The organism is Thalassospira sp. UBA1131 (assembly GCF_002311515.1).
Taxonomy (GTDB): domain Bacteria; phylum Pseudomonadota; class Alphaproteobacteria; order Rhodospirillales; family Thalassospiraceae; genus Thalassospira.
Genome location: NZ_DCAO01000024.1, coordinates 5,108 through 18,500, shown reverse-complemented (window position 1 = coordinate 18,500; position 13,393 = coordinate 5,108). Strand labels below are relative to the sequence as shown.

The 13,393-nt window shown below is 54.6% G+C and carries 13 protein-coding genes; 5 read left to right on the top strand and 8 right to left on the bottom strand.

Annotated features, from left to right (window positions below):
- Positions 1 to 85 precede the first annotated feature (85 nt).
- Positions 86 to 478 (top strand): hypothetical protein, encoded by a 393-nt coding sequence (locus tag B3Z49_RS03590; RefSeq protein ID WP_296988284.1) that lies wholly within the window; start codon positions 86 to 88, stop codon positions 476 to 478.
- Positions 479 to 563: 85 nt separating this feature from the next.
- On the opposite strand, the gene B3Z49_RS03585 is transcribed toward B3Z49_RS03590, so the two are convergent.
- The 3 genes from B3Z49_RS03585 to B3Z49_RS03575 form a co-directional block, all read right to left on the bottom strand.
- Positions 564 to 1,664 (bottom strand): TRAP transporter substrate-binding protein, encoded by a 1,101-nt coding sequence (locus tag B3Z49_RS03585; RefSeq protein WP_296988283.1) that lies wholly within the window; start codon positions 1,662 to 1,664, stop codon positions 564 to 566.
- A 524-nt stretch (positions 1,665 to 2,188) separates the two neighbouring features.
- Entirely contained in the window at positions 2,189 to 3,280 is a 1,092-nt protein-coding gene (locus tag B3Z49_RS03580) for a TRAP transporter substrate-binding protein (RefSeq protein WP_296988282.1), read from the bottom strand.
- A 167-nt stretch (positions 3,281 to 3,447) separates the two neighbouring features.
- Positions 3,448 to 3,948 (bottom strand): hypothetical protein, encoded by a 501-nt coding sequence (locus tag B3Z49_RS03575; RefSeq protein WP_064782520.1) that lies wholly within the window; start codon positions 3,946 to 3,948, stop codon positions 3,448 to 3,450.
- Positions 3,949 to 4,189: 241 nt separating this feature from the next.
- Here B3Z49_RS03575 and B3Z49_RS03570 point away from each other — a divergent pair, with 241 nt between their 5' ends.
- Positions 4,190 to 5,503 carry a globin-coupled sensor protein gene (locus B3Z49_RS03570; RefSeq protein WP_296988281.1) on the top strand — a complete coding sequence of 438 codons (1,314 nt, stop codon included), beginning with the start codon at positions 4,190 to 4,192 and terminating at the stop codon, positions 5,501 to 5,503.
- 56 nt (positions 5,504 to 5,559) lie between these two features.
- On the opposite strand, the gene B3Z49_RS03565 is transcribed toward B3Z49_RS03570, so the two are convergent.
- Positions 5,560 to 6,429 (bottom strand): helix-turn-helix transcriptional regulator, encoded by an 870-nt coding sequence (locus tag B3Z49_RS03565; RefSeq protein ID WP_296988280.1) that lies wholly within the window; start codon positions 6,427 to 6,429, stop codon positions 5,560 to 5,562.
- A 340-nt stretch (positions 6,430 to 6,769) separates the two neighbouring features.
- On the opposite strand from B3Z49_RS03565, the gene B3Z49_RS03560 reads away from it, so the two are divergent.
- The 3 genes from B3Z49_RS03560 (at position 6,770) to B3Z49_RS03550 (ending at position 10,373) form a co-directional block, all read left to right on the top strand.
- Positions 6,770 to 8,782, top strand: coding sequence for a TonB-dependent receptor (locus B3Z49_RS03560; protein WP_296988278.1), 2,013 nt, complete (start codon positions 6,770 to 6,772; stop codon positions 8,780 to 8,782).
- Positions 8,783 to 8,885: 103 nt separating this feature from the next.
- Complete coding sequence (locus B3Z49_RS03555) at positions 8,886 to 10,031, top strand: ABC transporter substrate-binding protein (RefSeq protein WP_296988277.1); 1,146 nt, start codon at positions 8,886 to 8,888, stop codon at positions 10,029 to 10,031.
- 39 nt (positions 10,032 to 10,070) lie between these two features.
- Positions 10,071 to 10,373 (top strand): DUF2218 domain-containing protein, encoded by a 303-nt coding sequence (locus B3Z49_RS03550; protein ID WP_287445331.1) that lies wholly within the window; start codon positions 10,071 to 10,073, stop codon positions 10,371 to 10,373.
- A gap of 53 nt (positions 10,374 to 10,426) precedes the next feature.
- Here B3Z49_RS03550 and B3Z49_RS03545 read toward each other — a convergent pair whose 3' ends face one another.
- The 4 genes from B3Z49_RS03545 to B3Z49_RS03530 are packed head-to-tail and all read right to left on the bottom strand — an operon-like array spanning position 10,427 to position 13,101.
- On the bottom strand, positions 10,427 to 11,401 hold the full coding sequence (locus B3Z49_RS03545; RefSeq protein WP_296988274.1) for an energy transducer TonB: 975 nt from the start codon (positions 11,399 to 11,401) through the stop codon (positions 10,427 to 10,429).
- Between the two features lies 1 nt (position 11,402).
- Positions 11,403 to 11,810, bottom strand: a complete 408-nt coding sequence (locus B3Z49_RS03540) for an ExbD/TolR family protein (RefSeq protein WP_008892304.1) — start codon at positions 11,808 to 11,810, stop codon at positions 11,403 to 11,405.
- Positions 11,807 to 12,196, bottom strand: a complete 390-nt coding sequence (locus B3Z49_RS03535) for an ExbD/TolR family protein (RefSeq protein ID WP_008892303.1) — start codon at positions 12,194 to 12,196, stop codon at positions 11,807 to 11,809. The genes B3Z49_RS03540 and B3Z49_RS03535 overlap by 4 nt, the downstream gene beginning before the upstream one ends.
- A 23-nt stretch (positions 12,197 to 12,219) precedes the next feature.
- Positions 12,220 to 13,101 carry a MotA/TolQ/ExbB proton channel family protein gene (locus tag B3Z49_RS03530; protein ID WP_296988270.1) on the bottom strand — a complete coding sequence of 294 codons (882 nt, stop codon included), beginning with the start codon at positions 13,099 to 13,101 and terminating at the stop codon, positions 12,220 to 12,222.
- Positions 13,102 to 13,393: the final 292 nt, after the last annotated feature.

Genomic DNA, 13,393 nt, shown 5'->3' with positions numbered 1-13,393 from the left:
TATCGAGGACTATACCACGGCGGGTGAATTGTCTAAAACGGCGCAAATCGATTTGAGACCAAAGATCAAGGAAAGCGTGGTTCAGATGACTTCTGATTATGGCTTTTATGCCGGTATCCTGCGGTTCGTCGCAAAAAAGACCGAAACCGATGACGCCGAAATTCGCATCATGATGGGCCATCTGGCCGGGATTGCCGATGCGATTGAACAAAGCGGTCGCTTCATGGTCGAACGCAACAATTGCGAAAGTGCCGCGCGCGCCTTTGCCGGTGTCGCCAAGTTCCTGCAGGAACGCATCCTGCCAGAGGCCCTTAATGCCGGGAACGAGGGCGCGGTCGAACAGCTTAAATGGGCGATTGAAACGTCGCTGGTCCTCGCCGCCGAACTGGTCAAGCGCGCGGCGAATGAGGAGCTGAAGGATCAGGACAGGTTCACGTTCGATTTGCCAGCAGCACCAAAAGCGCCGACCGTGCACTAAGCCCTTTATGGCAGCAAACACCCGACAACAAAAAAAGGCCGACACCCTAAAGTGCCGGCCTTTTTCATTTAAGTTGCCTTGGCGCTTAGTAAGTGCCGTTGGCAAAAACACTGGCGCGCTGGTTAAGCGCGGTTGCCTCGAATTCCTTGCCGTAAGGGGCGGCTTTCTTGGCGAAATCCATCACGGACGCATAAATACGACCGGTGAGTTCATTCTTCGCAGCAATTTCTTCAAGCGCTTCTTTAGATGCCGTCGCAAAAGCATTGATCAGATCGTCATTGAAGTGACGGATCTCGGTGCCTTTTTCAAGGATCGCCTGATAGGACTGAATGTTGTTGAACGCGAAATCCGACAGGGTCTGTTCAGCATTGGCCTGTGCGGCAACGGCAACAATTTCCTGAAGGTCTTCGGGCAGTTCGGCAAACTTGTCCTTGTTGATAAAGACTTCGATGCCTGAACCCGGTTCGGCAAATGCCGGGGTGTAGTAATATTTGGCAACCGATGCCAGACCAAAGGCATAATCGTTCCACGGACCAACCCACTCGGCGGCGTCAATCGCACCCGACTGCAGGCTTGGCAGGATGTCGGCGGCCGGCAGAAGCGACGGGGTCGCACCCAGACGGCGCATGGCTTCGCCACCGATACCGGCATAACGGACCTTAAGACCTTTAAGATCGTCAACCGAATTGATTTCCTTATTGAACCAGCCACCGGCCTGAAGGCCTGTGTTACCCGCCAGGAACGGTTTGACGTTGAACTGGGCATAAAGCTCGTCCCACAGCGCCTGACCACCGCCAAAGCGCAGCCAACCGGAAAGCTCCCAGCCCATCAAACCGAACGGAATGGTGGTAAAGAACGAAACAGCCGGGTCCTTGCCAAACCAGTAATACGGGGTGGAGTGCGCAAGATCAGCAACACCCTGTTCGACCGCATCCATGCATTCCAGTGCCGGGACCAGTTCACCCGCACCGTAAACGGTGATGTTCAGACGACCGCCCGACATCTTGTTGACACGCTCGGCAAACAGTTCACCGTTCGCACCAAGACCAGGTGTTCCTTTTGGCCAAGGCATAACCATGCGCCAGTTGATGGTTTCATTGGCTTTGACGATTGATGGTGCAGCGGCAGTAGCGGCAAATGCGCCTGCGGCAACGCCTGCACCGCCCAGAAACGCGCGACGTTTCATTGTGGGGCTCCCAATATTGGTAAAATTTTGCGTAAAAAGTTCACGAAGATAATTTCGTAACCTTGTTTGAGCCCAAAGTTACGGTTTTTGGCGCAGGCAACAATTAACGATTGCGGGATGCAGCATCGCACTGAGCGCATGACATCGACATTTCGTCGATAAATTTTCAACCATAGGGCCAAACAAAAAGGGACCGCCAGAATGGCAGTCCCTGATCGGGGATCGAACCGAACGTCCGATAAAGATATTAGAGCACGTCGCGTTTAATCTGCACCATTTTGCCGTAGACAGTCTTCTGTCGCACTAGGAAAGATCCGCAAAGCGTAGCGGGGCTACGGTCAAGGATCCTGACGCAGTGGGGCGGAAGGCTGTCCCGGCCCGAAGGGTTTGATTTTGGCGACGTTTCGCGGCGTTACACCGTTTGACCGATGCGCCGCATCGCTCTGCACGCTGTGCCTTGCCAAACGGTTCGCCAAAAACAAACAAAATGATACAGATTAAACGCGACGTGCTCTAGCCCGGTCTTAGTAGCCCCAGACCTTTGCACGGTGCATCAGACCAGTGGCCTCGAATTCCTTGCCATACCGTGCGGCTTTCTTAACCAGGTCAAGGTAGCTTGCCGCAATCCGGCCCGAAAGGTCGTTTTGGCCAGCAATTTCATCAACAGCGGCCTTGGAATGTTCGGCCAGCGCCATGATGACTTCATCGGGGAACTGACGCACCTCAACACCCTTGTCGATCAGCGGCTGATAGGACTGGATGTTGTTAAAGGTGAAGTCGGCAAACGTGTTTTCGGCAATCGCCTGTGCGGCAAATCGAATGATCGCCTGCAGATCCGGTGTCAGCGCGTTAAACTTGTCCTTACCAACAAAGATCTCAAGACCCGGGCCAGGTTCGTGGAAGGCCGGTGTGTAGTAGTATTTGGCAACCTGATACAGACCAAACGCCATATCGTTCCACGGGCCAACCCACTCGGCCGCGTCAATCGCGCCCGACTGCATCGCCGGCAGGATTTCACCCGGCGGGATCATGGTGGCGTTGGCACCGGCACGACGCATGGCTTCGCCGCCAAGACCGGCATAACGCATTTTAAGGCCCTGCAGGTCATCGAGCGAATTGATTTCCTTGTTGAACCAGCCGCCAGCCTGCATGCCAGAGTTACCGGCATAGAACGGCACAACGTTGAATTCTTCGTAGGCTTCTTCCCAAAGCTTCTGACCATCGCCAAAGCGGATCCAGCTTGAAAGCTCCCACGCGGTCAGACCGAACGGGATGGTCGAGAAGAAGTTAAGGGCCGGGTTTTTGCCCTGCCAGTAATACGGGGTACCGTGCGCCATTTCGGCGACACCCTGTTCGACCGCATCCATGCATTCGAACGGCGGCACAAGTTCACCCGCACCATAGATGGTGATATTCAGGCGACCAGCCGACATCTCCTTGACCATGGCGGCGAACTTTTCGGCATTGGTGCCAAGTCCCGGGGTTCCTTTTGGCCATGGCATTACCATGCGCCAATTCAGCGTTTCCTGTGCGGATACAACAGCCGGTGCTGCAACCGAAGCAGCAACCGCCCCCGCACCCAGTCCGGCCCCTTTTAGAAACTGACGACGTTTCATTCCGATCCCCTTAAATTCTTGTGTTTTGGTGGTTTTTTGCGCAACCACCAACTTGCGGAGGGGAATTTTGTCTAAAACGACTGTCCTTTTCCACTATTTTTGCCGAAATCAGGAAATATTTTTTCTTGCCGCTACGGAATGCTGGCCTTCAGTCCGCCAACAGTGTCTTACGACCCAAGGTAGCGATTGTAATCGGCAACGAACTGTTCAACCGTACCCGCCCCAAGCGGCGTGTTGTAATATTGCTTCCAATAGGCGGCCAGCCCGTTGACGTCGTTGGGATCGGTCGGCATCGCGGCCGGTGCCCGGTAGTAGCGGATACGACAAAGCGCTGTGGCATAGGCCAGGTTGGTCGCCAGTTGTGCGTCCTTGTCGGGCGTACCGTCTGCTTGTGCTGGCTGCGGGGCAAGAAACCCGTCCACTTTGGCTTTCAGGTCCGCCCGGTAATCAAGATAGTTTTCATAACAATCATGCAGGGTTGCCGGTTCCATCTGGAAAATTCCCAGCGCCGGACCACCACCGACCTGTTCAATATAATCGCCCAAATGACTTTCATGGGCGGCTGTGCCCATGATGAGGTTTTCCGCGACATCTGATGCAGGCAATCCGAGGGCCGCCAGAACCGGTTTGACGACAAGGGTGCGAAGCTGCGTGGCATTGATTGGCATAGGAGCCTCCATTCGACCAATGGTATAAGGACCCCTATGACGCAGCAGATCGGGAAATGAGAAATCTTTTCTATTTTTTCTCTTTATCCGCGCAATTTAACACATGGAAACAGTATTTTAATTCCATAAAATTACACCATACTAACCTTTTGGATAGTTAAACTAGACCATTCAGGTCCAACCTAAAGAAACAGCATCTTTTAAGTGTTCACATTGCTTGTTGTTTCTCGGGGGATCAAAAGTGGTACATCCTGAACTGAAAAGCCGTCTCGACTTCATCGGACTGGACGAACCTAAAATAAAACAGCTCAAACGTGCATGGCCAGTGATTGAAAAAAACCTGCCGGGCATGCTTGATCAGTTTTACCATAAGGTGATGAATAACGCGGCTCTGGCAAAAATTGTCGGTGATCCGTCAAACATTGATCGTCTGAAGAATGCCCAGGCCAAACACTGGGCCAAACTTTTTGACGGCGCATTCGATCAATCCTTTTACGACGACGTGCGCCGCATCGGTAAGGCTCACGAACGGATTGGACTGACACCCGAGGCATATGTTTCGGCCTATAACTTCATGCTTGGCGAAATCACCGCCGTGCTGTGCAAAAACTTCAGTCGTGATTCACAACTGCCGTTGATGATCATCGGCTCGACCAATGCGCTGCTGATCGATGTCGAAATGGCGATTACGGTCTATTACGAAGAAACGCAAAAGACCTATGCCGACAAACTTCAGCAAATGTCCGACGAGTTTGAAAAAACCATCGGAACGGTAGTTTCCGCCGTTTCAAGCTCAGCCGAAGATATGTCACAGGCATCTGAAACCCTGTTGGCCAGCATGCAAGAAACCCAGGGCGAAGTTGAAAAGGCGCGTGGCGCTGCTGAACTGTCTGCCGATAATGCCACCACGGTTGCCGGTGCGGCGGAAGAACTTGATAGCTCCATTCGCGAAATCTCAAGCCAGGTTTCGCGGGCCTCGACAATTTCCAACGAAGTTGAAGTGTCTGTACAACAAACATCAGACACGATCGAAACCCTCAATGCCGCTGCCGAGCAGATCGGCACTGTGGTTGACCTGATTGACAAGATCGCAAGCCAAACCAACCTTCTGGCCCTGAACGCCACGATCGAGGCAGCCCGTGCCGGCGAAGCGGGCAAAGGCTTTGCCGTGGTCGCAAGCGAGGTCAAAAACCTTGCCAATCAGACCGCCAAGGCCACCGGCGATATCACAGCACAAATCAACAATGTGCAGCAAAGCACGGTTGCCGCGGTGAATGCCATTCACGGTGTCGCCGGCCAGATCAGCAACATTGTTGATTCAGTTACCGCCATCTCCGCAGCCGTCGAACAACAGGCCGCCGCCACCACCGAAATCAGTGGCAATATCAACGCGGTGTCTTCGGCCAATCGCGATGTGAACGGCAGCCTGGAAACCGTCAATGGCACCGCGCAACGCACCAGCACGGTCGCGCAAAACGTTTCGGACGTCTCGCGAGCACTTAAACAGAATTCCGAAAACTGCGGTCCGATGTTGATGCCTTCATCACGAAGCTGACATCATAGGATCAAACACCGCCTTCACCCCCGAGGCCGTGCTGCTTAAGCCCGTTGCTAGCGGTCGCGTGCCTCGGACGGTGTGATACCAAAGACGCGCTTGAAGGCGGTTGCGAAATTGGCAGGGCTCTTATAACCCGCCGCCCAGGCGGCCTGCGCAATCGTCAGGCCGTCCTTTTCCATGGCATCGCGGGCCGCGACAAGGCGGCTTTCACGGATGAAATCCTTTACAGTCATGCCATAGGCATCTTTGAAGATGCGCTGCATGCTGGTGACACTGATCCCGATGGCGGCTGCAATGGTCGGAAGGGTTTGTTGTTCCGGGTCACTGGCCAGAATGAAATCACGGATTTCCTGTGCACGATGATGACGATCCAGCGCATCCGGGCCGGAATTTTTGCCAAACGTTGCAGTTTGGTCCGTACAGTTCTGAATGGCGGATAGTGCCTCGGCAAAAATCTCCAACCCGCGGCTTTCTTCATACAGCTCGCGCATAAGCGGATCCGTTGCATGCGGATAGATCAACTGATCAGCAAGTGCGAGTACGCGGCGTGACGGCCGCCAGCTGCGCACAGAAATACCTGCATTGAAGAAGTCGGCGATTTCGCGATAGCGGGCCGGTGACTTGCCAAGCTGGCGCAAGACCCAGTCAAACTGTGCCGAAATCATCACCTTGCTGATTTCGCTGCCTTTGTGGATATAACGCCTGACCTTCGAGGGCTGCGGCACCGCCCAGATAAAGCCGACCGGGTGATCCCGCGCATCAAGGTCAACCGGCACGCCGTCAAACTCGGCCTGCAGCCGACCCTTCAGCATAATGGCGACCTTTACCGCCGCCCCGACATGATAGTCGGCGATGGCATCCTTCATCTCCATCGTGTCGGAGGTGTGAATATCAAGAAACGACTGCGTATCGCTAAATGACATGCGCCCGCTCATCAACACGCCGCGACTTGCCAAGGCGTTGCCGAGCTCGCCTGCTTCATGGATAAGGGTGCCGCGTTTTTCCAGATGGCTCCTGGTAATAGAGTCACGCCGCGTTATTTGCCGGTGTGCTGTTACCCCCACAAACCTCTCCTGCATCATTTTGAAGTCACAAAGCATCTTTGAACATGCAATCGGCGCCGAATGGCCTTTGCAAAGACATGCTGACGATTTCGCAAACATGTCCGGCGATTTGGCAAACATCATTCCTGTTGCATCCCCGCCTGCGAAAATAATATTCACAATCATTCGCATTTGCAATTATATTTCTCAGGAAATGAACATGCCACAGTCAGCCTCGCCAGCCTCTTCGCCCCGGATCAGCGCCCTTTTGCGCACAACCGTTCTTGCCGGTTTTTCGCTTGCGGTTTTGCCATCAATCACCTTTGCCCAAGAGGCCAACAATGATGAAACCGTGACCAAGCCCCTCGAAGTCACCGCATCCGCCAAATCGGCACAGGGCCTTCCCGGGGGCGTTTCGATTGGCGAGGAAGAATTGGATCGCAAAAACCCGCAGACGATCAAGGATGTGTTCGCCAACGAACCAGGTATTAAGGTCGGTGGACCAACAGCGATTTCGCAAAAAGTCTATGTCCAGGGCATTGAGAACACCAAACTCAATGTACAGGTCGATGGCACGCGACAGGTTGATTCAACCTTCCACCATATCGGCACTGCGATCATTGACCCTGCCATGCTGAAATCGGTCGAAGTTGAGTCAGGTGTCTCACCAGCAGATGCCGGCCCGAACGCGCTTGGTGGCTCCATGTTCTATGAAACCCGCGATGCCCGCGACGTTCTCGAAAATGGTGAGTCACTGGGTGGTTGGGCAAAGCTCCAATATAACTCCAATACCAAGGGTTTGGCCGAGTGGCTTACCGTTGCCGGACAATATGAAAACATCGAAGCGCTGGCATATCTAAAGAACAGCAATCAGGGGAATTACAAGGATGGCGCCGGCGACGAAGTAACTGGCACAGCCGATGGCAGCGAGAGCGGTCTGGGCAAGTTTGCCTTTACCGGAAATGATGGCGGTCGGTTCGAAGCCTTTGCCAGCCACCTTGTTGACGAAGGTGTGCGCCCGGTTCGTCCGAACTTTGCATCCCTACCGACCAGGACCACCCAACCGCAATGGATTTCCTATAAGGATACGTCATTTGGTGTCAGCTACGTTGATGAACAGCCAACTGACATGTTGGCCCCGGAACTCAGCCTGAATTACAGCAAAACGCATCTTGACGTACCCAAGCTTGATGACAGCACACATATTGAGTCGGTGATTGAAACCCTGAATGGCAAGGCCGCAAACACCTTTGACGTCGGCATGGGAGATTTGACCGCTGGTTTCGACTTCTATCACGACGAAGCCACCGGTGGCGGCGACACAGCCCGTCCAGCGGGTCGGGCGGGAAGATTTACTGAAACTTCAACCAATATCGGTGTTTTCTCACAGGCAAGGCTGTCACTGACAGACCGTTGGCGCGTTTCATTTGGCGGCCGTGGTGATCAGCAATGGTTTGAAGGCATAGACGGAACCGATTTCAGCGAATTCGGCCTGAGTGGCAATGCCAATACCGAATATGACGTTACTGATACCGTCATGGCATATGGCGGTTTGGGTACAACGTTTGGCGGCCTGCCACTTGGTGAGTCTGCGATCTACAACTATTCAGGCATCTGGGATTACACCGGCTTTAGCCCATCGCGTTCATACAATGCAAAACTGGGGTCACGCGTCACACTGCAGGATTGGGCATTCGACGGGAATCTTTTCTACAATCTGATCAATGAGTCTCATGATCTGTCGACCTCAAATCGCAATACCACCGTTGATCTTGATACGCGCGGCTTAAACCTCTCAGCGACCTATAATTATGGACCGGGTTACATCCGGGCAAGCTACACACATACAAATGTCAAAACAGACGGCTCCGTTCCGGTGAGCACCAGTGCTGCCTATCAGGGGGTTATCGTCGGTGACATTGTGAATGTTGATGCCGGGCACAGTTTTGATGATTACGGCGTACGTATCGGGGGCAACGCAGAACTCGCATTATCTGATGACAGCCCTGAGGACAATGGCAACGAAAAACTCGACAGTTACTTTGTTGCAAACCTTTATGCCGAATGGGTCCCGGAAGTATTGAACGATGCGGTTACCCTGCGTGTGGATGCGATGAACATCTTTGACCGTGATTATGTTGCCCGCACCACAACAGGCTACGACAACAGCAACGTCGAGCCCTATCACGAACCCGGACGCACGTTCCTGATTTCGGCGAAGGTCGATTTCTAGGACGCGAAGAAACACACATCAAACCGAAATGGGTAGCACATCAGGTGCTGCCCGTTTTGGCGTTTGAAATGCACGACAAGACACACCTTCAGGATAACCTGACATGAAAATTCGCAATCTTCTTGCCTTTGCTGCGGCGACACTGATCTGGGGTGCAAACGCATCCGCTGGTGAAACGGTCACACTGACTGATATTGCCGGACGTGAAGTCACTGTCGAGGTGCCGGTCAAACACATGATCCTTGGCGAAGGGCGTTTCCTGCCGTCGATCGGCATTCTTGATCCGGAAAATCCGGTGCGCTGGATTGCCGGAATGATGGGCGACTTCAAATCGCTTGATCCGGCATCCTTTGCGCAATACCGCGAAAAATTCCCCGAGATTGATGATATCGCGCTGGTTGGTCGTCAGAACGAGGAAACGTTTTCTGTTGAAAAGGCCGTGACAGTCGAACCCGACGTGGCAATTTTTGGCATGTCGGGCGGCCATGGGCCGGGCTCCACCAGCCACGAAGTTCTGTCTGTCATGGGTGCGGCAGACATCCCGGTGGTGATGATCGATTTTCGGGCCAAGCCGTTTGAAAACACGCCCAAAAGCATCCGTCTTCTCGGCAAGCTGATGGGCAAGGAAGAACAGGCAGAAGCCTTTGTTAAATTCTATGAGGAAAACCTTCGAAAGGTGACCTCACGCGCCACAGAGATCACCGAAAAACCCAGTGTCTTCCTTGAAAGCCGTGTCGGCCTTGCCGAGAACTGCTGCGAAGCCATGGGCAACGAGATGATCGGCAAGTTCGTTACCCTGGCTGGTGGTAAAAACATCTTTGCCGATACCGTTCCCGGCGTAATCAGCCAGATATCGGTCGAACAGGTGATCTTCACTGACCCGGACGTCTATATCAGCACGGCCATCGGATCGTCCGGGCTGGATGCAGAAACAAATGCACGCCGCATTGTCCTTGGTGCAAACACAAATGCCGATCAGGCGCGTGCGTCCTTGGCGCACAGCATGGAACGTACTGGCCTGCCGCTTCTAAGTGCTGTTAAAAACAGGAAGGTCTATTCCGTCTGGCATCACATTTATAACAACCCGATCAATGTGTTTGCCCTGCAGGCGATGGCAAAGTGGCTCCATTCCGACATCTATGCCGACCTTGATCCGAACGCCGAACTGGCAACATTTTTCGAGCGCTTTCAGGCGGTTGATCTGAACGGTGTCTACTGGATCGGCCTGAATGACGCGCCGTCGCCATAAGCCCGCCCAACCAGCAAACGCAAACAGAGAGATCGCCAGATGTTTATCACAAAGGGATCGGTCAAAACCGATAAGGCCGCCAAGTATCTTGTCCAGCTGTGCAAACATTTCGCCCACAAGGTCGAGGTCGATCTGGGCGAAACCACCGGCAATGTGGCATTTCCGATGGGGCCGTGCGTCATTACCGCCCATGAGGACCGCCTGACCTTTGACGGGCAGTCACACAAGTCCGAGGGTATCGAGAGCATGAAGGGTGTGATTATCGTCCATCTCGACAAATTCGCCTGGCGCGAAGCACCACTTGATTATCATTGGGAAGACGGCGAAACGCCTGACGCCTAAACGCGCCCTACGCAAACAAAAACGCCAGCCTTCAAGGGCTGGCGTTTGTCATTCTAGTGAAGCTGATAGGCGACTGGTACGGTCCAGACGACCTGTTGTTCGGTCATCTCGTCGGGGAATGGCGGGAATTTCCGCACGCGTTCGATCAGGCGTTCAGTTTCGCGATCAAGGATGCTTGATCCGCTTGAACTCACCATGCTGGCCTCAAGCACAGTGCCATCGCGCGCAATGACAAGGCGAATACGGTTTTCGCCCTCGATCCGGCGGCGCATGGCGCGTTCGGGATATTCGCGGTAGCGCGCCAGCGTTTGCAAAACAGATGCCTGATAATCCACCATCTTGGCCTGGCTTGCCGCACCACCACCGCTGCCAGCCGATGAACTGGCCGCCTGACTTTGGGTGGTTTCACCCGTCGTGCCCTCTGACTTGACGGAGTTGGTCAGCCCGGAGGGCTGCGGCGTTGGCTGGGCGGCTTTTTCGACCGGCTCTGGCGCCTTGGTCGGTTGCGGGGCCTCTGCCTGCTCCACGGGTGGTTTGGGCTTCATGCGCACCGGCAGGACCTCTGCCAGTTGCTGTTCGACAACCGGCTCGGGTTCCGGTTCAGGTTCCGGTTCAGGCTCCGGTTCGGCGACCTGTTCGATGACCGGTTCAGGTTCCGGAATGGGTTCTGGCTGTTCCTCGACAACTTCCGGCTCTGGTTCCGGAAGAACTTCCGGTTCAGGCTCTGGCTCCGTCTCGACCACTTCCTCTGGGATCGGTTCAGGCTGGGTTTCCTGTTCCGGATCCGGTTCGACGATTTCTTCGGGCACTTCGGCGGCCATGCTGTCGACCGCGTCGGCACTTTGGGTGTCTGTCTCAGCCTCGCCGGTTTCGGCCTGCCCGGCACCCAGCGAAATGCTGATACTTTGTACGGCCCCTGCCCCACCCCAGCCCGATGGCTGCGGATCGGGCATGGCAAGCACGATCCCGCCAGTCAGGACAAGACCGGTCAGCCCGGTCGCAATCAAAAGATCAACGCGTTTGGACATGCTATTCCTGACCCGGCTGCATGGCCGTCATCAATTGGACCTTTTCGATGCCAAGTTCCTGAAGGCGCGCAAGAAGGGTCACGACCTTGGCACCTTCGACTTCGCGGTCGGCCCGGATTTCAACCGGACGGCCGATATAATCGGCTGGCAGCATTGACGACAGGCGATCAAGCCCACCCGTCAGATCATCAATCCCGATTTCGCCATTGCTGCCAAACCACAGGACAATGGTGTCTTCCGGCTGGCCTTCGGCCGTTTGGCTGGCAGGTGGATCAACCTCAAAGGGACCGAGTTTTTGCAGGCTTCCGGCGATCATGAAAAAGATCAAAAGCAGGAAGACGATGTTGATCAAAGGTAACATCGGTTCCTGAACCGGTCCGTCCTCGGCAATCTGGATGCGGCGTTTCATTCAATGAACTCCACGTCCGTGACACCACCGCGGCCCAGCGTATCCATGACTTCGACCAATCGTTGCAGATTGGCACCATTGATCGGCCGCAGGCGCACCGGTGATCCGTCATGATCACGCAAAAGCGTCGGTGCCAGATTGGACAGCGCAATCGCATTGCCATTGATCGACAGGCCACCATTCACATCGACTTCGACCGTGACCGGTCGGGTATCGCTTTGGCTGGTGGCGCGACCATCGGTGATGCTGACCGACATCTCAAAGCCCTTCCAGTCAAGGAAGCTTGAAGCCAGCATGAAAAAGATCAGCAGGATAAAGACAACATCAATCAGCGGGGTCAGACCGATCATCGGTGTAGAACCGCTGTTGCGTTCGCGCAGCTGCATGGGGCGACTTTCGGAAACGGGTTTTATTCGGCGGCGTGGCGCAGTTCGGAAATGTTTGATGCGCGGGTAAGCGTCTTGCGGGCCAGTTCACCGCGATTGACCACCAGCGTACAAACATCTTCCATCGTGGCGGCAGCTCGGCCGATCACGCCCTGCATCCACATATGAAAGGCGGTTGCCGGGATCGCGACCACAAGGCCGATTGCGGTTGTCAGAAGTGCCAGCCAGATACCACCAGACAGCACAGACGGATCGATACGGCTGCCAGCCCCTTCCATGCGCTGGAAGGCCTCGATCATGCCCATGACGGTACCCAGAAGGCCCAAGAGCGGGCTTAGCACGGCAATGGCCGACATGATCCGCAGACCACCATTGAGACCATCGATTTCCTTGCGCGCACGCGATGCAATCAGATCCGATGCCGCTTCACGTTCCTCAGACGAACTTACCGGAAGCATCATGCCCGAGAGGGCAATACGCGCGGCCGGATGGCGACGGCGAGCCAGAACTTCGGCCGCCTGCTGCTCGTCACCCGATGACAAGTGACGTTCGACATCCTTTACAAAGCCATCGGCAAAAACGCCACGGCGCAGGAAACCGACCAGCTTATAGAAGAACACCATAAGCCCGATCAGCGCCATCGCGGCCAGCACCCAGCCAACAACGCCTGCCCGGTCGACCTGTTCAATCACCGGAAGGCCAACAAAGCCATCCAGCATACCGTTCGACTGGGTCGTTGCCGTCGCATCAATGGCAAGCCCGGTATTCGGGTCCACCATGACAGAACCGTCCGCATTAAGGTTTCCGGTCGCAGAGTCAGCCCCCACCGGGACGAGTGCGCCATCGGAAGAAAGCGGCGTTTGCGCATCCGAAGATGCGGCTGATGAATTCACAGGGTCAGACATGTAACTTTCCCGATCACAAAATTGATCACCACCAGACGTCCTGCTCTGGTGCGTTTGAAACTGATTTGCATTCTTTACAGGAAATAGAATTGCGATGCAATCGCAACCAACAGGCCAAAATACATTTTCATGCTGATCCCCTGCACCGAGCAGGTCATTCAGGGCGGGACAGGGTTTCCGTGATCGATCGGGAAATACGATGGCAAAAGCCAGGGCCAAAACCAAGATATGCAAAACCCCCGGAACTTCTGGGTTCCGGGGGTTTTGAATTGGTGAGCCCGACAGGATTCGA

Excerpts from the sequence above, each read along its gene's own strand:
- B3Z49_RS03590 (WP_296988284.1), top strand. The coding sequence starts at position 86 with ATGACTTCTGATTATGGCTTTTATGCCGGTATCCTGCGGTTCGTCGCA.
- B3Z49_RS03585 (WP_296988283.1), bottom strand. The coding sequence starts at position 1,664 with ATGAAACGTCGCGCGTTTCTGGGCGGTGCAGGCGTTGCCGCAGGCGCA.
- B3Z49_RS03580 (WP_296988282.1), bottom strand. The coding sequence starts at position 3,280 with ATGAAACGTCGTCAGTTTCTAAAAGGGGCCGGACTGGGTGCGGGGGCG.
- B3Z49_RS03575 (WP_064782520.1), bottom strand. The coding sequence starts at position 3,948 with ATGCCAATCAATGCCACGCAGCTTCGCACCCTTGTCGTCAAACCGGTT.
- B3Z49_RS03565 (WP_296988280.1), bottom strand. The coding sequence starts at position 6,429 with ATGTCATTTAGCGATACGCAGTCGTTTCTTGATATTCACACCTCCGAC.
- B3Z49_RS03560 (WP_296988278.1), top strand. The coding sequence starts at position 6,770 with ATGCCACAGTCAGCCTCGCCAGCCTCTTCGCCCCGGATCAGCGCCCTT.
- B3Z49_RS03555 (WP_296988277.1), top strand. The coding sequence starts at position 8,886 with ATGAAAATTCGCAATCTTCTTGCCTTTGCTGCGGCGACACTGATCTGG.
- B3Z49_RS03550 (WP_287445331.1), top strand. The coding sequence starts at position 10,071 with ATGTTTATCACAAAGGGATCGGTCAAAACCGATAAGGCCGCCAAGTAT.
- B3Z49_RS03545 (WP_296988274.1), bottom strand. The coding sequence starts at position 11,401 with ATGTCCAAACGCGTTGATCTTTTGATTGCGACCGGGCTGACCGGTCTT.
- B3Z49_RS03540 (WP_008892304.1), bottom strand. The coding sequence starts at position 11,810 with ATGAAACGCCGCATCCAGATTGCCGAGGACGGACCGGTTCAGGAACCG.
- B3Z49_RS03535 (WP_008892303.1), bottom strand. The coding sequence starts at position 12,196 with ATGCAGCTGCGCGAACGCAACAGCGGTTCTACACCGATGATCGGTCTG.
- B3Z49_RS03530 (WP_296988270.1), bottom strand. The coding sequence starts at position 13,101 with ATGTCTGACCCTGTGAATTCATCAGCCGCATCTTCGGATGCGCAAACG.